Raw genomic sequence first — 20431 nt, 5'->3', positions numbered from 1 at the left:
CGCGCAGCCAGGAGAGCGCCATGCTTCAAGCAAAAGTCACCCTGATGAGCGGAGGCGCCTCGGGAATCGGTCGTGCCAGCGGTGGCTATCTTGCACGCTGAAGCGGCGGCGCCCACCAGCGGAAATCCCCCTGCCGCAACACCCCTGTTCCCACGCGGGCTGAGCGACGCGCAGGCCCGCCAGCGCCTGTCGACGCATGGCCCGAACGAGGTGGGTGATACCGACAGGCGCGGCATGTTGCGCACGCTTCGCGGCGTATTCACCGAGCCCATGTTCCTGCTGCTGCTGGCTGCCGCGGCCCTCTACCTCTTGCTGGGCGACCTGGGCGAAGGGCTGCTGCTGGCCTTCTTCGCCGTCGTCACCGTCGGCCTGGTCGTTTTCCAGGAGCGACGCAGCGAGCATGCGCTGGCGGCCCTCCGCGTGCTGTCAGCACCGCAGGTGCGCGTCCTGCGAGGCGGGCTCATGGCACGCATCCCGGCGCGCGAACTGGTGCCCGGCGACTTCTTCCTGGTCGGGGAGGGCGAGCGCGTCGCCGCCGATGGCATCGTCCGCGAGGCGGTCGGATTGCAGGTCGACGAGTCGCTGCTCACGGGGGAGTCGGTGCCGGTGAGCAAGCGGGTGTGGCAACTGCAAGACGGCCTGGCCATGGCATCGCCCCAGAGCAACGGCGGCGCCTTCGTCTACGCGAGCACCCTGGCCATTGCGGGCCACGCCGTCATCGAGGCGGTGGCGACAGGCGCCGGCACGCAGGTCGGCCGCATCGGCGCGTCGCTGGCGGCCATCGAAACAGCAGCCACGCCGCTGGAGCAGCATCTGCGCCGGCTGGTGCGTGTCTTCGGCCTGGGTGCCGCTGCCATTTGCACGGTGATCGTGGTGGTTTACGGCCTGCTGCGGGGCGAGTGGATGCAGGGGCTGCTGTCGGCCGTCGCCATCGGCATGGCGATGCTGCCCGAAGAGTTCCCCATGGCACTCGCGGTCTTCCTTTCGCTGGGAGCCTGGCGCCTGGCGCGCATCAAGGTGCTGGCACGTCGTCCCGCCGTCATCGAGGCGCTGGGTGCGGCCACGGTGTTGTGCGTGGACAAGACCGGAACCCTCACCGAAAACCGGATGCAGCTGTCCCGCCTCGTGACCGGGGAGGTCGACGTCAAGCTCGAGGCCGGCAAGGACCTGCCCGAGGCGGTGCATCGGCTGCTCGAATTCGCCATGCTGGCTTCGCGCAGGGACGGCAGCGATCCGATGGATCGCGCACTGATCGCGCGAGGCGATGCCGTGCTGGCCGGCACCGAACATCTGCACCCCGACTGGACGCTGACACGCGAATTTCCGCTCAGCCCCGAGTTGCTGGCAATGTCGCATGAGTGGACGGACGCGGCCGGTCGGCTCCGCATCGCGGCCAAGGGCGCGCCGGAAGCCGTGTTTGATCTGTGCCACCTCGACCCGCAACGCACTGCCGATCTTTTGAGCCGGGTGAAGGGTCTGGCCGCACAGGGCCTTCGCGTGCTGGCTGTGGCCGAAGCCTGTTCGCCGCACGGTGAAACGGTGATGCACCCGCATGACCACGACTTCACGCTGCTGGGCCTGGCCGCCTTCGAGGATCCGCTGCGTGAAAGCGTGCCGGGCGCGGTCGCGCAGGCGCGTGAAGCCGGCATTGCGGTGGCGATGATCACCGGCGACCATGCGGCCACGGCGCTGGCCATCGCCGAGCAGGCCGGCATCGACGTGCAGGCGGGCGTCCTGACCGGCGCCGAAATCGATGCGCTGGGAGAACTCGCCCTCGCCGAGGCCGTGCGGCATGTGCGCGTGTTTGCCCGCGTGATGCCGGAGCAGAAGCTCAAGCTGGTGCTGGCGCTGCGGCACAACGGCGAGACCGTGGCCATGACCGGCGATGGTGTCAACGACGCGCCGGCGTTGAAGGCGGCGCACATCGGCATCGCGATGGGCGTGCGCGGCACGGACGTCGCGCGCGAGGCCGCCGGCCTGGTGCTCCTGGACGAAGACTTCGGGCGCATCGTGGGTGGCGTTCGCATGGGGCGGCGCATCTTCGACAACCTTCGCAAGGTGATGACCTACATCACCGCCATCCATGTCCCGGTCGCTGGCCTGGCGCTGCTGCCCCTGCTGTTCGGCCTGCCGCCGCTGATGTTGCCGGTGCATGTGGTGCTCACCGAGATGGTGATTGATCCGGTGTGCTCGCTCGCCTTCGAAGGTGCGGCAGAAGCGCCGGGGCTGATGCAGCGACCGCCGCGCCGCACGGATGATGGCATCGTGGGTTGGGCGATGTTGTGGCGGGGCTTGGTGCAGGGCGGCTGCCTGCTCGCGGCGACCCTGGGCGTGTACCTGCTGGCGCTGCAGGCCGGGCGTGAGGCCGACGTGGCCCGCACGCTGGCCGTGATCGGCCTGACGCTTGGGAATCTGATGCTGGTGGCGGCCAACATGGCCATCGGCAGCGGGCTTCGCACCTTGGCGAATGCGAGCTCCCGGGCCTTCTGGGCAGTCACCGTCGTTGCCGCCTCCGCGCTGGCGACCGCCGTGCTGGTGCCGGGCCCGAGGCGATTGCTGCACTTCGGCGTTCCCGCGGCGGAGGACCTGGTGCTGACCTTGGTGACGGTGGCGCTTGCCGTGAGCGCCGGGGCTGCATGGAGCGCGCGACTGCGCAGCGCTGCGGCCGCTTGACCGGCCGGCTTGCGCGCTCGACAAGGGCAAAAAAAAAGACACCCTCGCAAGGGTGTCTCGTGGACGCTGACGGGCAAGCCCGTCCTCGATACCGGCTCAGAGCAGGTGCTTGACGCCGTCCTGCTCGTCCGTCAGTTCCTTCAGCGTCTTGTTGATGCACTCCTGCGAGAAGGCGTCGATCTCGATGCCTTGCACGATCTTGTACTCGCCGCCTTCGGTGGTGACCGGGTAGCCGAACATGACGTCCTTGGGGATGCCGTATTCGCCGTTCGACGGGATGCCCATCGTGACCCACTTGCCGTTGCTGCCCAGCGCCCAGTCGCGCATGTGGTCGATGGCGGCGTTGGCGGCCGAGGCGGCCGACGACAGGCCGCGAGCGGCAATGATGGCCGCGCCGCGCTTGCCGACGGTGGGCAGGAACACTTCACGGTTCCACTGCTCGTCGTTGATCAGGGCCTTGACCGGCTGGCCGTCGATGGTGGCGTTGCGGTAGTCGGCGTACATCGTGGGCGAGTGGTTGCCCCACACGGCCAGCTTCTCGATGCCGGCGACGGCCTTGCCGGTCTTGGCGGCGATCTGCGAAGCCGCGCGGTTGTGGTCCAGGCGCAGCATGGCGGTGAAGTTCTTGGCCGGCAGGTCCGGGGCCGACTTCATCGCGATGTAGGCATTGGTGTTGGCGGGGTTGCCGACCACCAGCACGCGCACATTGCGCGAGGCGACGGCGTTCAGGGCCTTGCCCTGCACCGTGAAGATCTGGGCGTTGGCGGCCAGCAGGTCGGCGCGCTCCATGCCGGGGCCGCGCGGGCGGGCGCCGACGAGCAGGGCGTAGTCGGTGTCCTTGAAGGCGGTCATCGGGTCGCTGTGGGCCTCGATGCCGGCCAGCAGCGGGAAGGCGCAGTCTTCGAGTTCCATGATCACGCCCTTCAGCGCGTTCTGAGCCTTCTCGTCGGGGATTTCCAACAGTTGCAGGATGACGGGCTGGTCCTTGCCCAGCATTTCGCCGGAGGCGATGCGGAACAGCAGGGCGTAGCCAATCTGGCCAGCTGCGCCGGTGACGGCGACGCGAACGGGTTTCTTGCTCATGGAGGTCTCCGAGGGACAGTTGATAAAGCTGGGCTAGGGCGTTTCGCCCTCAACCTGTCGAGTGTACGGGCATACCCTGTGCTGCAATGCGCGCATGCCAAAGTCCCCCGCGCCGCTGTACGAGCAAATCCGCCAGTTGATCGTGGCCGCCCTCGCGGCGGGCGAGTGGCGGCCAGGGGATGCCCTGCCCAGCGAAGCGGCCCTGGCCGAGCGCTTCCACGCCAGTGCGGGCACGGTCAGAAAGGCGATGGATGAACTGGCGGCGGCGCATGTCGTCGAGCGCCGCCAGGGCGCCGGCACCTTTGTCGCGACGCACACGGCGCCGCGCGACGCCTATCGCTTCCTGCGCCTGGTGGCCGACGACGGCGCCACCGGCTTCACCCGCGAGCTGCTGCATTGCCGCCGCGCCCGTGCCACGGCCGAGACGGCGCGGGCCCTGCATCTGCGCACGGCGGAGCCCGTCATCGAGGTCAGGCGGCTGCTGCTGCGCCGTGGCCGCGCTGTCGTGCTGGACGATCTCTGGCTGCCGGAACGGCATTTCCGCGGGCTGAGCAGCGAAGTCATCAACGCCTACGCGGGCACACTGTACGCGCTCTTCGAGGAGCGCTACCAGGTGCACATGGTGCGCGCCGAGGAGAAGCTGCGCGCCATCGCGGCCACCGCCGGTGCCGCCGAACTGCTGGGCCTGCCCGACGGCGCCCCCCTGCTCAGCGTCGAGCGCGTGGCCTACACCTATGGCGACCGACCGGTCGAATTGCGACGCGGTCTCTACCACACGCAGGCGGACTTCTACCTCAATGAGTTGAACTGAATCTGACAATGCCGCAGTGCAGCAACCGCGAAGCTCGGCCTTTGTCTCTGGCCTAGAATCTTTCGGTTTCACATTGATTACGCAGGCTCGACCATGACGGACAGTGCCAAGACCCGACCGGTCTTCAGAAATATTCACGTCACGCAGATCGTCAGTTACCGCCTTCCACCCGCCGGCATCGTCTCCATCCTGCATCGCATCAGCGGCTTGCTGATGTTCCTGCTGCTGCCCTTCGTGGTGTGGATGCTGGACAGCAGCCTGAGCACGGAAATCTCCTTCGAGACTTTCACCAACGTGTTCGTGGCGGGCTTCGCCGGCATCCCCGGCTGGTTCGTCAAGCTGGTGACGCTGGCCCTGATCTGGGCTTACCTCCTGCACTTCATCGCCGGCGTGCGCCATCTGTGGATGGACGCGACGCACAGCGTCAGCAAGGCCCAGGGCCACAGCTCGGCTCTGGTCACGCTGACCCTCAGCACGCTGCTGACGCTGCTGCTGGGTGCCAAGCTGTTCGGTCTGTACTGAGGAAGAACAAGAATGAGTACTTTCGGTTCCAAGCGCATCGTCGTCGGTGCGCATTACGGTCTGCGTGACTGGCTCGCGCAGCGCGTCACCGCCGTGCTGATGGCCGTCTTCACGGTCGTGCTGCTGGCCCAGCTGCTGATGCCCGGCGCCCTCGGCTACGACCGCTGGGCGGCGATCTTTTCCCAGCAGTGGATGAAGCTGCTGACCTTCGTGACCATCCTGTCGCTCGCGTATCACGCCTGGGTGGGCATGCGCGATATCTGGATGGACTACATCCAGCCCGTCGGTGTTCGCCTCGCGCTGCAGGTGCTCACCATCGTTTGGTTGTTGGGTTGCGCCGGTTGGGCAATCCAGGTTCTGTGGAGACTGTGATGGCGGCGCTCGCTACCCGTAAGTTCGATGTGGTGATCGTCGGGGCCGGTGGCTCCGGCATGCGCGCCTCGCTGCAACTGGCATTGGCCGGCCTCAACGTGGCCGTGCTGTCCAAGGTCTTCCCGACCCGCTCGCACACCGTCGCCGCGCAGGGCGGCATCGGTGCCTCGCTCGGCAACATGAGCGAGGACAACTGGCACTACCACTTCTTCGACACCGTCAAGGGTTCGGACTGGCTGGGTGACCAGGACGCCATCGAGTTCATGTGCCGCGAGGCGCCCAAGGTCGTCTACGAGCTCGAGCATTTCGGCATGCCGTTCGACCGCAATGCCGACGGCACCATCTACCAGCGCCCCTTCGGCGGCCACACCGCCAACTACGGCGAGAAGCCCGTGCAGCGTGCCTGCGCCGCAGCCGACCGCACCGGCCACGCGATGCTGCACACGCTGTATCAGCAGAACGTCAAGGCGCGCACGCAGTTCTTCGTCGAGTGGATGGCGCTGGACCTGATCCGCGACGCCGAGGGCGACGTGGTCGGCGTGACCGCGCTCGAGATGGAGACCGGCGAGGTCCACATCCTGCGAGGCAAGACCGTGCTGCTGGCCACCGGCGGTGCCGGCCGCATCTTTGCCGCCAGCACCAACGCCTTCATCAACACCGGCGACGGCCTGGGCATGGCGGCGCGCGCCGGCATCCCGCTTGAAGACATGGAGTTCTGGCAGTTCCACCCGACCGGCGTGCACAACGCCGGCGTGCTGCTGACCGAAGGCTGCCGTGGCGAAGGCGCCATCCTGCGCAACGCCGATGGCGAGCGCTTCATGGAGCGCTACGCGCCCACGCTGAAGGACCTGGCGCCGCGCGACTTCGTGTCACGCTGCATGGACCAGGAGATCAAGGAAGGCCGGGGCTGTGGTCCGAACAAGGACTACATCAACCTCGACATGACCCACCTGGGCGCCGACACCATCGCCAAGCGCCTGCCCTCGGTGCTGGAGATCGGCCACAACTTCGCCAACGTCGACATCACCAAGGAACCCATCCCCGTGGTGCCGACCATCCACTACCAGATGGGTGGCATTCCCACCAACATCCACGGCCAGGTGGTGGCGCCCAAGAACGGCAACCCCAACGAGGTCATCAAGGGCTTGTACGCCGTGGGTGAATGCGCCTGCGTCAGCGTGCACGGCGCCAACCGGCTGGGCACCAACTCGCTGCTCGACCTGTTGGTGTTCGGCCGCGCGGCCGGCAACCACCTGGTGGCCGCAGACCTGGGCAAGCAGTCGCACAAGGACTTGCCTGCGGACGCGGCGGACCGCTCGCTGGCCCGCCTGGCGCGCCTGGACAACAGCACCAGCGGCGAATATGCCCAGGACGTGGCCAACGACCTGCGTGCCGCGATGCAGCAGCACGCCGGCGTGTTCCGCACCCAGGCCATGCTCAACGAGGGTGTGACCCAGGTCGCGGCGATTGCCGAGCGGGTCAAGAACATCACGCTCAAGGACAAGTCCAAGGTCTTCAACACGGCTCGCATCGAGGCGCTGGAGGTCGAGAACCTGATCGAGGCGGCGCAGGCCACCATCGTGTCGGCGGCGGCCCGCACCGAGAGCCGCGGCGCCCACACCGTCAACGACTACGGCGACACGCCGGCCCACCCGAACGGCCGCAATGACGAGCAGTGGATGAAGCACACGCTGTGGTACTCCGACGGCAACCGCCTGGACTACAAGCCGGTCAACCTCAAGCCGCTGACCGTTGAATCGATCCCGCCCAAGGTCAGAACCTTCTAACGCGTCCTGTCTGTCGAGAAAAACCTCATGAAGCGCACCTTCCAGATTTACCGCTACGACCCGGACAAGGACGCCAAGCCCTACATGCAGACCCTCGAGGTCGAGCTGGATGGCTCGGAGCGCATGCTGCTGGACGCCCTGAACAAGCTCAAGGCCGTCGACCCCAGCCTGTCCTTCCGCCGCTCCTGCCGCGAAGGCGTCTGCGGCTCGGACGCGATGAACATCAACGGCAAGAACGGCCTGGCCTGCCTGACGAATATGCGCACGCTGCCGGGCGTCATCACGCTCAAGCCGCTGCCGGGCCTGCCCGTCGTGCGCGACCTGATCGTCGACATGACGCAGTTCTTCAAGCAGTACAACTCGATCAAGCCCTATCTGGTCAACGACAACGTGCCGCCCGAGACCGAGCGGCTGCAGTCGCCCGAGGAGCGCGACGAGCTCAACGGCCTCTACGAGTGCATCCTGTGCGCGAGCTGCTCGACGAGCTGCCCGAGCTTCTGGTGGAACCCCGACAAGTTCGTCGGCCCGGCAGGTCTCCTGCAGGCCTACCGCTTCATCGCCGACAGCCGCGATGAGGCCACCGCCGAACGCCTGGACAACCTCGAAGACCCGTACCGCTTGTTCCGCTGCCACACCATCATGAACTGCGTGGACGTCTGCCCCAAGGGCCTGAACCCCACGAAGGCCATCGGCAAGATCAAGGAACTGATGGTCCGCCGCGCGGTCTGACGCATGCCCGAACTGATCGGTGAACGCGAACTCTCCAAGCTGCGCTGGCGCTGCCGCCGTGGCCTGCTGGAGAACGACCTCTTCATCGAACGATTCTTTACCCGGCATGCCGACGAAGGCATCAGCGTCGTGCAAGCCGAAGGCCTGACGATACTGATGGACCTGGCCGACAACGACCTTCTCGACCTGTTACTGCGCCGCAAGGAGCCCAGTGGTGAAATCGACACCACTGCCGTGCACCAAGTCCTTGCCGACCTGCGCACCTGATTTCAAAACCCTAAGGACTGCAACATGACCCCGTCCGACGTGAAAGCCACCCTGTCGTTCTCCGACGGCAGCCCTTCGATGGATCTGCCCCTGTACAAGGGCAGCATCGGCCCGGATGTCATCGACATCCGCAAGCTGTACGGCCAGACCGGCAAGTTCACCTACGACCCCGGCTTCCTGTCCACGGCGTCGTGCAACTCCACCATCACCTACATCGACGGTGACAAGGGCGAGCTGCTGTATCGCGGCTACCCCATCGAGCAACTCGCGGTGAACTGCGACTACCTCGAGACCTGCTATCTGCTGCTGTACGGAGAGCTGCCGAACGAAAGCCAGAAGGCGACGTTCGAGGACAAGGTCATGCACCACACGATGGTGAATGAGCAGATGCAGTTCTTCCTGCGCGGTTTCCGCCGTGACGCCCACCCGATGGCCGTCATGACGGGCCTGGTGGGTGCGATGTCGGCCTTCTATCACGACAGCACCGACATCAATAACCCCGAGCACCGCGAGATCGCGGCGATCCGCCTGATCGCCAAGATGCCGACGCTGGTGTCCATGGCCTACAAGTACACCATTGGCCAGCCCTACATCTATCCGAAGAACGACCTGAGCTACGCCGRCAACTTCATGCGCATGATGTTTGCCACGCCCTGCGAGGACTACAACCCCAACCCGGTGCTGGTCCGCGCGATGGACCGCATCTTCACGCTGCACGCCGACCACGAGCAGAACGCTTCCACCTCGACCGTGCGCCTGTGCGGCTCGTCGGGCACCAACCCCTTCGCGGCCATCGCCGCGGGCGTGGCCTGCCTGTGGGGCCCCGCTCACGGCGGTGCCAACGAGGCCTGCCTGAACATGCTGGGCGACATCCAGAAGCAGGGCGGCGTGGCCCGCATCGGCGAGTTCGTCAGCAAGGTCAAGGACAAGAACTCCGGCGTCAAGCTGATGGGCTTCGGTCACCGTGTCTACAAGAACTACGACCCGCGCGCCAAGCTGATGCGCGAGACCTGCCACGAAGTGCTGGGCGAACTGGGCCTGGAAAACGACCCGCTGTTCGAACTGGCCATGAAGCTCGAGAAGATCGCGCTGGAAGACGAGTACTTCGTCGCCCGCAAGCTCTACCCGAACGTCGACTTCTACTCGGGCATCGTGCAGCGCGCCATCGGCATCCCCGTGCCGCTGTTCACCGCCATCTTCGCGCTGGCCCGCACGGTGGGCTGGATCGCCCAGCTCAATGAGATGATCGGCGACCCCGAGTACAAGATCGGCCGCCCGCGCCAGCTCTTCGTCGGCGCCACCCCGCGCGACGTCAAGCCCATCGCACAGCGCTGATCGGCTCTCGCATCACCGCGAACCCCTCGGTCCTCCGAGGGGTTCTTTCGTTTGGGAACCTTGATGACCCGTCCTGAGATCCTCGTCCTCGGCAGCGTCAACCGCGACCTCATCGTGCATGCGCCGCGCCTGCCGCTGCCGGGCGAGACGCTGCGCGGCCAGCGCTTCGGCTCCTGCCTGGGCGGCAAGGGCGCGAACCAGGCGGTCGCAGCAGCACGGCTCGGTGCGCGCGTGGCTCTGGCTGCGCGCGTGGGCCTGCTGGAGAACGGCGCGGCCATGGTCGAGCAGCTGAAAGGCGAGGGCGTCGACACCCATGCGGTTGCCCAGCCCGCCGACGAAGTGCCGGGTGTTGCGTTGATCGTCGTCGGCGCCGAGGATGCCGAGAACCAGATCGTCACGGTGGCCGGGTCCAACGGCACGCTGCCGCTGGAGCAGGTGGAGGCCCTGGAGCTGAACGGCTTGCGCTGGCTGGTCGCTCAGCAGGAACTGCCGCTGCAAAGCGTCGCGCGCGCCTTTGAACGCGCCCATGCGGCCGGCGTGAAGACGCTGCTGAACGCGGCGCCGTTCCGCGCCGGCTGCGAGGCGCTGCTGCCCCTGGTCGACCTGCTCGTCGTCAATGCATTGGAGGCCCAGGCCTTGGTCACGACCCTGGGTGGTGGCGTCGCCGAGCCCGAGGCGCTGGCCCGAGCGCTGCGCGCCAAGGGCCCGGGTGCCGTCCTCGTGTCCCTCGGTGCCGATGGCCTGTGCTGGCTCGATGACCAGGGCATCCTCCGCGTGCCCGCCCGCCCGGTGAAGGCCGTCGACACCGTCGGCGCCGGCGATACCCTCGTCGGCGCTCTCGTCACCGCGCTGGCCGAGGGCCAGCCCATTGCCCAGGCGCTCGCCTTTTCCCAAGCCGCCGCGGCCATCGCCGTGTCGCGCCCCGGCGTGCAGGACGCGATGCCGCGCCGCGCCGAAGTCCAAGAATCGTTGAAGCACTGAATCCCACAAGGAGAACAAGATGTCCCAGACCCTGCTGCTGCCCCGTTGGCTGCTGACCATGAAGGCCGGCGAAGGCACGCTTGAAGATCACGCGCTGCTGATCGACGGCGAGCGCATTGCCGCCGTCGGCCCGCGCGCTGACCTGCTCGCGAAGTACCCGCAAGCCGAGCGTGTCGAACTGCCCGAGCAGATCCTCATCCCCGGCCTCATCAACGGCCACGCCCACTCGGCCATGACGCTGCTGCGCGGTGTCGCCGACGACGTGCCGCTGATGGACTGGCTGCAGAACCACATCTGGCCGCTCGAAAAGAAATGGGTCAGTGAGGAGTGGACCTATCTCGGCTCCAAGCTCGCAGCCGCCGAAGGTCTGCGCAGCGGCACGACCTATATCAACGACATGTATTTCTTCCCGACCGCCATGGCCCGCGCCGCCGTGGACTCGGGTGTGCGTGCCGCCGTGTCGATGAACGTCATCGACTTCCCCACCGGCTATGCCTCCGGCCCGGACGACTACATCGCCAAGGGCATCGCGGCCTACGAACAGTACAAGGGCGAGAAGCTGCTCGACTGGACCAGCGCGCCGCATGCGCCCTACACGGTGTCCGACGAGACCTTCATCAAGCTGCGCGATCTGGCCGAGAAGCTCGACATCCAGATGCACTGCCACATCCACGAGACGGCGGGCGAGGTCAGCGACGGTCTCAAGGCCCACGGTGTGCGTCCCATTGCGCGCCTGGACAAGCTGGGCCTGTTCAACGAGCGCATGATCGCCGTGCACATGGTCCACCTTGACGAGGCCGAGATCGAGCTGATGGCCAGGAAGGGCGTGCATCTGGTGCACAACCCCAACTCCAACCTCAAGCTGGCTTCGGGCGTCATGCCGCTGAAGGCGCTGGAGGCCGCCGGCGTCAATACAGTACTTGGCACCGACGGCGCGGCGTCCAATAATCGTCTCGACATGTTCGGTGAGATCCGCTCAGCAGCGCTGTTAGCCAAGGGCATCACCGGTGACCCGACGGTGGCCTCTGCGCGCACGGCCCTCGAAATGGCCACGATCCGCGCCGCCAAGGCCATGGGCCGCGGCGACGACCTCGGCTCGCTGGAGGTCGGCAAGCTGGCTGACTGCGTCGCCGTGTCGCTGGACAGCATCGAATGCCAGCCCGTGTACAACGCCGCGGCCCAGCTCGTCTACGTCGCCGGCCGCGAGCAGGTCAGCAATGTCTGGATCGGCGGCCGCCAGGTGCTGCGCGAGCGCCAGCCGACGACCATCGATGTGCCGGCCCTGCTGGCCGAGGTGCGCGACGTCGTCGGCCGAATGCAGGCCCCATGAGCCCAGTGTGGAGCCAGCATGGCCGCTTCAGCCTCACCTGGCGTGGCGACGTGCTGGTTCTGCGTCTGGAGGGCACCTGGAACGAGATCGCCGCAGCCCGGCTGCAGGAAGAGGGCGGACGCCTGGCGCGCGAGCGTGCCGGCCGCCCCTGGGGTCTGTTGAGCGACACGGCCGCCTGGGAAGGCGCCACGCCCGAGGCACTGGATGGCATCTGGGCCTTCTTCGAGGACGCCCTGGCCCACGACCTCGCCGCCGCGGCCACGGTCATTCCGGACAGTTTCCAGGCTCTCATCATCCAGCCGATGGCGGCTCGCGCGGCCACGCTGACCAACTTCCACGGTTGCGCCAGCGTCGCTGAGGCCGAGGCCTGGCTGCGCAGTCGCGGCCTCAGTCTGGGCGCATAGCTGGCGCAGGGCGGACTGCCGCCTAGAATGCTGGTTTCCCCTTACGCCGGCCGCGCGGCCCCGCCTCCCGACGCCATGACCCGCACCCTGCATCTGCAATGTTTCGAGGGCGGCAACGCCTTGTCCACGTTCCGCGCCCAGGCCTTGCTGGGCCGGCTGCAACAGGTCAACGAGCGCATCAGCGCCGTCAGCGCCCGCGCGGTGCACTGGGTCTGGACCGACACGGCCATGGCGGCCGGCGCTCAGCAGCGTTTCGAGGCGCTGCTGACCTACGGCGAACCCGCCGATGCGGCTGCCAGCGGCGATCTCGTCGTCGTCGCGCCGCGCTTCGGCACCGTCAGCCCCTGGGCGTCCAAGGCCACCGACATTGCGCGCAACTGCGGCCTGGCCTTGAAGCGCGTCGAGCGCGTCGTTGAATACCGCATCGCGCTGAAGTCCGGCCTCCTTGGAAGCCTTGGCGGCACCAGGCAGCTGAGCGAGGCCGAGCTGCAGGCCTGCGCCGAACTGCTGCACGACCGCATGACCGAGTCGGTGTGCTTCACGCGCGAGGCCACCGCCCATCTGTTCGACGAGCGCACGGCCGAGCCGTTGGCGCATGTGGACGTGCTCGGCCAGGGCCGTGCAGCCCTGGAGAAGGCCAATGTCGAATTCGGCCTGGCCCTGTCGGCCGATGAGATCGACTACCTCGACACCAATTTCAAGAAGCTGGGCCGCAACCCCAGCGACGTCGAGCTGATGATGTTCGCCCAGGCCAACAGCGAGCATTGCCGGCACAAGATCTTCAACGCGAGCTTCATCGTCGACGGCGAGGCCCAGCCGCTGAGCCTGTTCGGCATGATCCGCAACACCGAGAAGCTGAACCCGCAGCACACGGTCGTCGCCTACTCGGACAACGCCGCCATCATGGAAGGCCATGCCATCCAGCGCTGGATGGCGGCCGATGCGCCGGGCTCGGCCTACACGGCCCGTGCCGAGCAGGCCGAGGTGCTGATGAAGGTCGAGACGCACAACCACCCGACGGCCATCTCGCCCTTCCCGGGGGCGTCCACGGGCGCTGGCGGCGAGATCCGCGACGAAGGTGCTACGGGCCGCGGCTCCAAGCCCAAGGCGGGCCTGACCGGCTTCTCGGTCTCCAACCTGCACCTGCCGGGCCTGGTCGAATCCTGGGAGCAGAACCCGGTCGGCAAGCCGGCGCACATCGCGTCGGCGTTGCAGATCATGATCGAGGGCCCGCTGGGTGGCGCGGCCTTCAACAACGAGTTCGGCCGGCCCAATCTGGGTGGCTATTTCCGCGTCTACGAGCAGACGGTGGATGGCATCCGCCGCGGCTATCACAAGCCCATCATGATCGCCGGCGGCCTGGGCCAGATCCGCGCCGACCTGACCCGGAAGATCGAGTTCCCCGCCGGCAGCCTGCTGATCCAGCTGGGCGGCCCGGGCATGCGCATCGGCATGGGCGGCAGCGCGGCCAGTTCGATGGCGGCCGGCACCAACACGGCCGACCTCGACTTCGACTCCGTGCAGCGCGGCAACCCCGAGATCGAACGGCGCGCGCAAGAGGTCATCAACCACTGCTGGGGCCTCGGGCAGGAGAACCCGGTGCTGGCCATCCACGACGTGGGCGCGGGCGGCATCTCCAACGCCTTCCCCGAGCTGGTCAACGACGCCGGCCGCGGTGCGCGCTTCGACCTGCGCAAGGTGCCGCTGGAGGAGTCGGGCCTCGCCCCCAAGGAAATCTGGTGCAACGAGAGCCAGGAGCGCTATGTGCTGGCCATTGCGCCGGGCAGCCTGGACCGTTTCGCGGCGATGTGCGCGCGCGAGCGCTGCCCGTTCGCTGTCGTCGGTGTCGTCACCGAGGAGCGCGACCTGAAGCTGGTGGACGGCGACGCGGAAGTCACCGATCACCCCATCGACATGCCCATGGACGTGCTGCTGGGCAAGCCGCCCAAGATGCAGCGCGACGTCAAGCGCGTGGCCCGCAGCGGCGGTGCGCTGGACCTGTCCGGCGTCAAACTGGAGCAGGCCGCCTTCGACGTGCTGCGCCACCCGACGGTGGCCAGCAAGCGCTTCCTCGTCACCATCGGCGACCGCACCGTGGGCGGCCTCAACCACCGCGACCAGATGGTCGGCCCCTGGCAGCTGCCGGTGGCGGACTGCGCCGTCACGCTGGCCGACTTCAACGGCTTTGCCGGCGAGGCCATGAGCATGGGCGAGCGCACGCCGCTGGCGTCCGTGAACGCACCCGCCTCGGGCCGTATGGCCGTGGCCGAGGCCATCACCAACCTGCTGGCCGCGCCCTTCGAGCTGCCGCGCGTGAAGCTCAGCGCTAACTGGATGGCTGCCTGTGGCGAAGCCGGTGAAGACGCCGCGCTGTTCGACACCGTCAAGGCCGTCGGCATGGAGCTGTGCCCGGCCCTGGGCATCTCGATCCCGGTCGGCAAGGACTCCCTGTCGATGCGTACCAAGTGGGACAGCAACCAGGTCACCGCGCCGGTGTCGCTGATCGTCACGGCCTTCGCCAGCATCGCCGACGTGCGCGGCACGCTGACGCCCGAATGGCAGCGCGAAGACTCCGCGCTCATCCTCATCGACCTGGGCCAGGGCCAGCACCGCATGGCCGGCTCCATCCTGGCGCAGACGCTGAACCAGTTCGGCAGCGATGTGCCGGACCTCGACGACCCCAAGCTGCTGGTGTCGCTGGTCAACGCGATCAACGAACTGCGGGCTGCGGGCAAGCTGCTGGCTTATCACGACCGTTCGGACGGCGGCCTCTGGGCTGCTGCCTGCGAAATGGCCTTTGCCGGCCAGACCGGCCTGAGCCTGAACGTCGACATGCTGGTTACCGAAGGCGACGGCATCAACGACAGCCGCGCCGACATGGGTGACTCCAAGAACTGGGCCGGCCAGGTCAGCGCCCGCCGCGAAGAGCTGACGCTGCGCGCGTTGTTCAGCGAGGAACTGGGTGCGCTGATCCAGGTGCGCGCGGGCGACCGCGATGCCGTCATGCAGGTGCTGCGCGCGCATGGCCTGTCCAGGCATTCCCATGTCGTCGCCAAGCCAAACCCGAAGCGGCAGATGGAAGTCTGGCGCGATGCGAAGAAGGTGTTCGCCGCCGACCTGACGACGCTGCAGCAGACCTGGGACGAGGTGTCGTGGCGCATCGCGCAGCTGCGCGACAACCCGGCCGGCGCCGATGCCGAGCATGCCGCTGCCGGCAAGGCCGACGACCCGGGCCTGCATGTCCACACGACGTTCACGCCCGAGGCGCCGTTCATCGTCACCGGCGCGAAGCCCAAGGTCGCCATCCTGCGCGAGCAGGGCGTCAACTCGCACATCGAGATGTCCTATGCGATGGCACAGGGCGGCTTCGACAGCTTCGACGTGCACATGAGCGACCTGCAGTCCGGCGCGGTCAAGCTGGACGGCTTCGCGGCCTTCGTGGCCTGCGGCGGCTTCAGCTACGGCGACACCCTGGGCGCCGGCGAGGGCTGGGCGCGCAGCATCATGTTCAACCCCGTGCTGGCCGAGCAGTTCCGCGCCTTCTTTGCGCGCCCCGACACGCTGGCCCTGGGTGTCTGCAACGGCTGCCAGATGCTGGCCGCCCTCGCGCCCATCATCCCGGGCGCCGACGCCTGGCCGCGCTTCACGCGCAACCAGAGCGAGCAGTTCGAGGCCCGCCTGTCGCTGGTCGAGGTGCTGGAGTCGCCCAGCGTGTTCTTCCAGGGCATGGCCGGCAGCCGCCTGCCCATCGCCGTTGCACACGGTGAGGGTTACGCCAACTTCGCGCGCCAGGGTGACGCGGCCAAGGTCCTCCAGGCCATGCGCTTTGTCGACAACCATGGCCAAGCGACCGAGGCCTACCCGTTCAACCCCAACGGCAGCCCGGGCGGCCTGACGTCGGTGACGACGCCGGACGGCCGCTTCACGGCGCTGATGCCCCACCCGGAGCGCGTCTTGCGCAATGTGCAGATGAGCTGGACCTCGGGCGACCGCGCGCTGCACAGCCCGTGGCTGCGCATGTTCCAGAGCGCGAGGAAGGCGCTGGGCTAAGCCGCATCCACCTCGAGCAACAGCCGGTCGAGGCCCTCTTCGGTGCCACGCCGGCGCTGCTCCAGGTCCTGGTGGCCGTCGAGGTAGGCCAACTGCTCGGTCAGCTTCAGCGTCGAGCCGGCAGGCGTGTTGGCGAACTCCACGGTGACCAGTGACGCCGATAGCGCGCGGCCGTCCGCTGCCATTGAGTAGGCGAACACGATGCGGGCCTGCGGCACGATGTCGAGGAAGACCTTGTCGACGGCGAGCTGCGTTCCATCGGGCAGCTCGCTGCGGTAGATCTCCTGCCCACCGGGGCGGAAGTCCATGCTGAACTCGGTGGCGTTCATCTCGGCATGGCAGTCGGACCAGCGCTGCTTGGTGGCCGGGTCGGCCCAGGCAGCGAACACACGGCTGGCCGAGGCCTTGAAGCGGCGCTCCAGCACGAAGCTGGTGTGGGCGGCGGGAGTCGTCGTCACGGTGGGTTGTCCTGTTCTTCGAGAAGGGCTTCAAGGGCGTCGAACTGGCGATGCCACATCGCCTTGCGCGTGGCCACCCAGTCTTCCAGGCCGCCAAAGGCATCCGGCGCGATGCGGTAGGTGCGCACGCGGCCGGCCTTGTCCGACTGCACGACGCCGCCGGCCTCCAGCACGGCCAGGTGCTTCAGCGCCGAGGGCAGGCGAAGAGACAGCGGCTTGGCCAGGTCCGACACCGAGGCCGGCCCGCGCGCCAGCTGGTCGACCATGGCGCGGCGGTTGCCGTCGGCCAGGGCGGCGAAAAGACGGTCCAGGCCTTCAGCCGAGGAAGCGTGCAGGGAGGGCATGACGCAGGGGGTAGTACTGGAAGACCGGTCGGGCTTCGACGATGCAGCGCCACACGGAGGGACGGGCCAGCAGGCGCTCGAAGTAGGCGCTGAGCTTGACATGGGCGGGCGAGAAGGGCCGCACGATGGCCGCGTAGAACAGGGCCGGCGCTGCGGCGCAATCGGCCATCGTGAAGGCCTCTCCCGCTGCCCAGGTACGGTCGCCCAGGCGGCTTTCGATGAGGTCATAGGCCAGCCCCAGGTCATTGACGGCGCCGGTCAGCGTGGCCGCGTCGCGCTCGGCGTCGGGGCGCAGTTGCTGGCCGATGAAGCGCTGCATGGGCGTCATCACGTGCAGGTCGAAGACGCGGTCCCACAAGCGCACCTCCAGCTGCGCCTCGAAGTCATCGGGCAGCAACTGCACGGCCCCCGGATGGCGGCGATCCAGGTACTCGATCTGGATCGAGGTCTCGGGCACGACGCGGTCCCCGTCGACCAGCAGCGGGATCTTGGCCGTGGGCCAGAGCGCAGCGTAGGCCGCGCGTGCTGCCGGGTCACCGAGATTGACGGTGCGGGCTTCGAAAGGCGCACCGTTCTCGTAGAGGGCGATCAGGACCTTCCAGCAATAGGAGGAGAGCGGGTGGTAGTGCAGGGTCAGGGACATGGTGGCTCTAAAGTTTCCGTGATGGCTAAGTGTATGGAAACTTTCAGGAAAAGGAAACTGTCGAGGCAAAACAAAGGCGGGCCTCGGCCCGCCTTGTCTGGATGGCGAACCGGATCAGTCCTGCACGACGGCGGCCGCCTGCAGCCGCTTGTTCACCCGCAGCGCCACCAGCGTGCAGACCACGCCGGACAGCAGGTAGAGGCTGAGCGACACCAGGCCGAAGCGTGACGACAGGAAGAGGGCCACGACGGGCGCAAAGGCCGCGCCCAGCAGCCAGGCCATGTCGGCCGTCAGCGCTGCGCCGGTATAGCGGAAGTGAGGCAGGAAATTGGACGTCACCGAGCCGGCGGACTGGCCATAGGACAGGCCCAGCAGCACGAAGCCGATCAGGATGAAGGCGGCCTGGCCGGGTTTGCCACCGCCCAGCATGAAGGGCGCGAACAGCGCAAACACGCCGATGGCCATGGCCATGGTGCCGAGGTAGCTGCGCCGGCCGATCTTGTCGGCGATGAGGCCGGACATGGGCATGGCGACGGCCGCGAAGGCGGCGCCGAGAAGCTCCATCTTCATGAAGTCCTCGACCCCTTCGGTGCCGTACAGCGCCACCCAGGACAGCGGGAACACGCTCACCAGGTGGAAAAGGGCATAGCTGGCCAGGGCCGCAAAGGCGCCGATGACGATGTGGTGGCCCTGGGCGGGCAGCAGCTCGCGCAGATAGGCGGGGTCGAGCTCATGCTCCTCCATGCGCTTCTCGTACTCGTGCGTGACGACCAGGCGCAGCCGGGCGAACAGCGCGACGACGTTGATGGCGAAGGCGGTGAAGAAGGGGAAGCGCCAGCCCCAGGACAGGAAGTCCTTGGCGTCCAGGCTGCCGAACACGTACAGGAACACGCCCGAGGCGACGAAGAAGCCCAGCGGCGCGCCGAGCTGGCCCAGCATGGCGTACCAGCCGCGGCGGTGCGGCGGGGCGTTCAGGGCCAGCAGCGAGGGCAGGCCGTCCCAGGAGCCACCCAAGGCCAGGCCCTGGCCGACGCGTGCGAGCGCCAGCAGCCAGATGGCTGCGCTGCCGGCCTCGGCGTAACCAGGCAGCAGGCCCATGCCGACCGTGGAGCAGCCGAGCAGGAAGAGGGCGGCGGTCAGCTTGGCCGAGCGGCCGAAATGGCGCTGGATGGACATGCCGATCAGCGTGCCGACCGGTCGGACGACGAATGCCAGCGCAAAGACCAGGAAGGCGTAGAGCGTGCCCGTCAGGCGGTCGGCGAAGGGGAAGAAGACCTGCGGGAAGACCAGCACCGAGGCGATGCCGAAGACGAAGAAGTCGAAATATTCGGACGCGCGGCCGATGATGACGCCCACCGCGATGTCGCCGGGGGCCAGGTCCTCGTCCGTCCGGGTGGTCAGCGGGCCGGAATTGGGGCTATGGAAAGTACTACCTGCAACTGCCATTTCGGGCTTGTCTCCGTCTGTGCCTTGGACAAAATGTCCAATCGTTGATTTACCTCAATCAACTTACATTCCATCGCTGCGAGCAAGATCGTTAACCCTTGCGCGCACCTCAGGATGTACCCCAACAAGTCTCTCCTCAACAGCGCCCTGGTCTTGTCAGCCAGCTTCGCTTTGTCCGGCTGCGATTGGATCGTGATGAAGCCGCATGGCGACATCGCGCAACAGCAGGCGCAGCTCATTGTCACGTCCACGCTGTTGATGCTGCTGATCATCGTCCCGGTGATCGCGCTGACGCTGTTCTTTGCATACCGTTACCGCCAGTCCAACGAGGAGGCGACGTATGCGCCGGACTGGGACCACTCCACCCGCCTGGAACTCGTCATCTGGGGTGCGCCGCTGCTGATCATCATCGCGCTGGGCGCCATCACCTGGATCAGCACCCACAAGCTCGACCCTTTCCGCCCGCTGGACCGCATCGCCGAAGGCAAGCCCGTGGCGGCCGACGTGAAGCCGCTGGAGGTCTACGCGGTGTCGATGGACTGGAAGTGGCTCTTCATCTACCCCGAGCAGGGCATCGCGACCGTCAACGAACTGGCCGCGCCGGTGGACCGCCCCATCCACTTCCGCTTCACGTCCACCTCGGTGATGAACACCTTCTACGTGCCGGCCCTGGCCGGCATGATCTACGCGATGCCGGGCATGCAGACTCAGTTGCACGCTGTCATCAACAAGGCCGGTGTCTATGACGGCCTGTCGGCCCAGTACAGCGGTGCCGGCTTCTCCGACATGCGCTTCAAGTTCCATGGTCTGACGGACGAAGAATTCGCGCGCTGGGTCGACGGCAACAAGGCCGGCGGCAACACGCTGACCCGCGCTGACTACCTGAAGCTGGAACAGCCGAGCGCCAAGGAGCCCATCCGCCGCTTCGCCAGCGTCGAGCCCGGCCTGTGGAGCGCCATCGTCGACCGCTGCGTCGACGGCAAGAAGATGTGCGCCAGCCAGATGATGGCCATCGACGCGGCCGGCGGTGCCGGCAAGGGTGGCGTGGCCAGCACGATGCGCAGCCCCTGGCGTGATGCCGAGGGCACGCAGCGCGAACGCACCGTCGTCGCCGCGCTGTGCACGCCGACCAACCTGCTGGGTCTGCCCGTCGAAGCCCCCGAGGCTTCACCCGCCGCGCTGAAGAACTGAGACCG

18 protein-coding genes are annotated in these 20431 nt (G+C 67.3%); 13 read left to right on the top strand and 5 right to left on the bottom strand.

The window, feature by feature from the left end:
- Nucleotides 1–72 precede the first annotated feature (72 nt).
- A complete protein-coding gene (locus AC1D2H_RS09665; RefSeq protein WP_478010783.1) occupies nucleotides 73–2673 on the top strand; it encodes a cation-translocating P-type ATPase in 2601 nt (866 codons plus the stop codon).
- Between the two features lie 96 nt (nucleotides 2674–2769).
- Here AC1D2H_RS09665 and AC1D2H_RS09660 read toward each other — a convergent pair whose 3' ends face one another.
- Nucleotides 2770–3756, bottom strand: a complete 987-nt coding sequence (locus AC1D2H_RS09660; protein ID WP_478010782.1) for a malate dehydrogenase — start codon at nucleotides 3754–3756, stop codon at nucleotides 2770–2772.
- Nucleotides 3757–3850: 94 nt separating this feature from the next.
- Here AC1D2H_RS09660 and AC1D2H_RS09655 point away from each other — a divergent pair, with 94 nt between their 5' ends.
- From AC1D2H_RS09655 to purL, 11 genes are all read left to right on the top strand, one after another.
- A complete protein-coding gene (locus tag AC1D2H_RS09655) occupies nucleotides 3851–4567 on the top strand; it encodes a GntR family transcriptional regulator (protein WP_477932298.1) in 717 nt (238 codons plus the stop codon).
- A 93-nt stretch (nucleotides 4568–4660) separates the two neighbouring features.
- A complete protein-coding gene (gene sdhC / locus AC1D2H_RS09650; protein WP_477932300.1) occupies nucleotides 4661–5089 on the top strand; it encodes a succinate dehydrogenase, cytochrome b556 subunit in 429 nt (142 codons plus the stop codon).
- A 12-nt stretch (nucleotides 5090–5101) separates the two neighbouring features.
- Complete coding sequence (gene sdhD / locus AC1D2H_RS09645; protein ID WP_477932301.1) at nucleotides 5102–5461, top strand: succinate dehydrogenase, hydrophobic membrane anchor protein; 360 nt, start codon at nucleotides 5102–5104, stop codon at nucleotides 5459–5461.
- Nucleotides 5461–7248: a succinate dehydrogenase flavoprotein subunit gene (sdhA, locus tag AC1D2H_RS09640; RefSeq protein ID WP_477932302.1), complete on the top strand. Its 1788-nt coding sequence runs from the start codon at nucleotides 5461–5463 to the stop codon at nucleotides 7246–7248. The genes sdhD and sdhA overlap by 1 nt, the downstream gene beginning before the upstream one ends.
- Before the next feature lie 27 nt (nucleotides 7249–7275).
- Entirely contained in the window at nucleotides 7276–7977 is a 702-nt protein-coding gene (locus AC1D2H_RS09635; protein ID WP_477932303.1) for a succinate dehydrogenase iron-sulfur subunit, read from the top strand.
- A gap of 3 nt (nucleotides 7978–7980) precedes the next feature.
- Nucleotides 7981–8244 carry an FAD assembly factor SdhE gene (locus tag AC1D2H_RS09630; protein ID WP_477932305.1) on the top strand — a complete coding sequence of 88 codons (264 nt, stop codon included), beginning with the start codon at nucleotides 7981–7983 and terminating at the stop codon, nucleotides 8242–8244.
- A 24-nt stretch (nucleotides 8245–8268) separates the two neighbouring features.
- Nucleotides 8269–9579: a citrate synthase gene (gene gltA, locus AC1D2H_RS09625; protein WP_478010781.1), complete on the top strand. Its 1311-nt coding sequence runs from the start codon at nucleotides 8269–8271 to the stop codon at nucleotides 9577–9579.
- Between the two features lie 63 nt (nucleotides 9580–9642).
- Nucleotides 9643–10560 (top strand): ribokinase, encoded by a 918-nt coding sequence (locus AC1D2H_RS09620; RefSeq protein ID WP_478010780.1) that lies wholly within the window; start codon nucleotides 9643–9645, stop codon nucleotides 10558–10560.
- Between the two features lie 19 nt (nucleotides 10561–10579).
- On the top strand, nucleotides 10580–11890 hold the full coding sequence (locus AC1D2H_RS09615) for a TRZ/ATZ family hydrolase (RefSeq protein WP_478010779.1): 1311 nt from the start codon (nucleotides 10580–10582) through the stop codon (nucleotides 11888–11890).
- A complete protein-coding gene (locus AC1D2H_RS09610; protein WP_478010778.1) occupies nucleotides 11887–12294 on the top strand; it encodes a hypothetical protein in 408 nt (135 codons plus the stop codon). The genes AC1D2H_RS09615 and AC1D2H_RS09610 overlap by 4 nt, the downstream gene beginning before the upstream one ends.
- Before the next feature lie 75 nt (nucleotides 12295–12369).
- Nucleotides 12370–16344 carry a phosphoribosylformylglycinamidine synthase gene (purL, locus tag AC1D2H_RS09605; protein WP_478010777.1) on the top strand — a complete coding sequence of 1325 codons (3975 nt, stop codon included), beginning with the start codon at nucleotides 12370–12372 and terminating at the stop codon, nucleotides 16342–16344.
- On the opposite strand, the gene AC1D2H_RS09600 is transcribed toward purL, so the two are convergent.
- The 4 genes from AC1D2H_RS09600 to AC1D2H_RS09585 form a co-directional block, all read right to left on the bottom strand.
- A complete protein-coding gene (locus tag AC1D2H_RS09600; RefSeq protein ID WP_478010776.1) occupies nucleotides 16341–16802 on the bottom strand; it encodes an SRPBCC family protein in 462 nt (153 codons plus the stop codon). The two genes, purL and AC1D2H_RS09600, sit on opposite strands and share 4 nt — an antisense overlap.
- Nucleotides 16799–17146 carry an ArsR/SmtB family transcription factor gene (locus AC1D2H_RS09595; RefSeq protein ID WP_478010775.1) on the bottom strand — a complete coding sequence of 116 codons (348 nt, stop codon included), beginning with the start codon at nucleotides 17144–17146 and terminating at the stop codon, nucleotides 16799–16801. Before AC1D2H_RS09595 ends, AC1D2H_RS09600 begins: the two co-directional genes overlap by 4 nt.
- A complete protein-coding gene (locus AC1D2H_RS09590) occupies nucleotides 17118–17789 on the bottom strand; it encodes a glutathione S-transferase family protein (RefSeq protein WP_477932321.1) in 672 nt (223 codons plus the stop codon). The genes AC1D2H_RS09595 and AC1D2H_RS09590 overlap by 29 nt, the downstream gene beginning before the upstream one ends.
- A 114-nt stretch (nucleotides 17790–17903) precedes the next feature.
- Nucleotides 17904–19235, bottom strand: coding sequence for an MFS transporter (locus AC1D2H_RS09585; RefSeq protein ID WP_477932323.1), 1332 nt, complete (start codon nucleotides 19233–19235; stop codon nucleotides 17904–17906).
- 114 nt (nucleotides 19236–19349) lie between these two features.
- Between AC1D2H_RS09585 and cyoA the strand changes: the two genes are divergently transcribed.
- The gene (gene cyoA, locus AC1D2H_RS09580) at nucleotides 19350–20426 is read left to right on the top strand and encodes a ubiquinol oxidase subunit II (protein ID WP_477932325.1); all 1077 of its coding nucleotides are present in this window, start codon (nucleotides 19350–19352) and stop codon (nucleotides 20424–20426) included.
- Nucleotides 20427–20431 lie beyond the last annotated feature (5 nt).

The organism is Roseateles sp. P1_C1_2 (assembly GCF_056406535.1).
The sequence above is the reverse complement of the archived record's forward strand: the minus strand, read 5'-3'. Positions and strand labels throughout refer to the sequence as shown.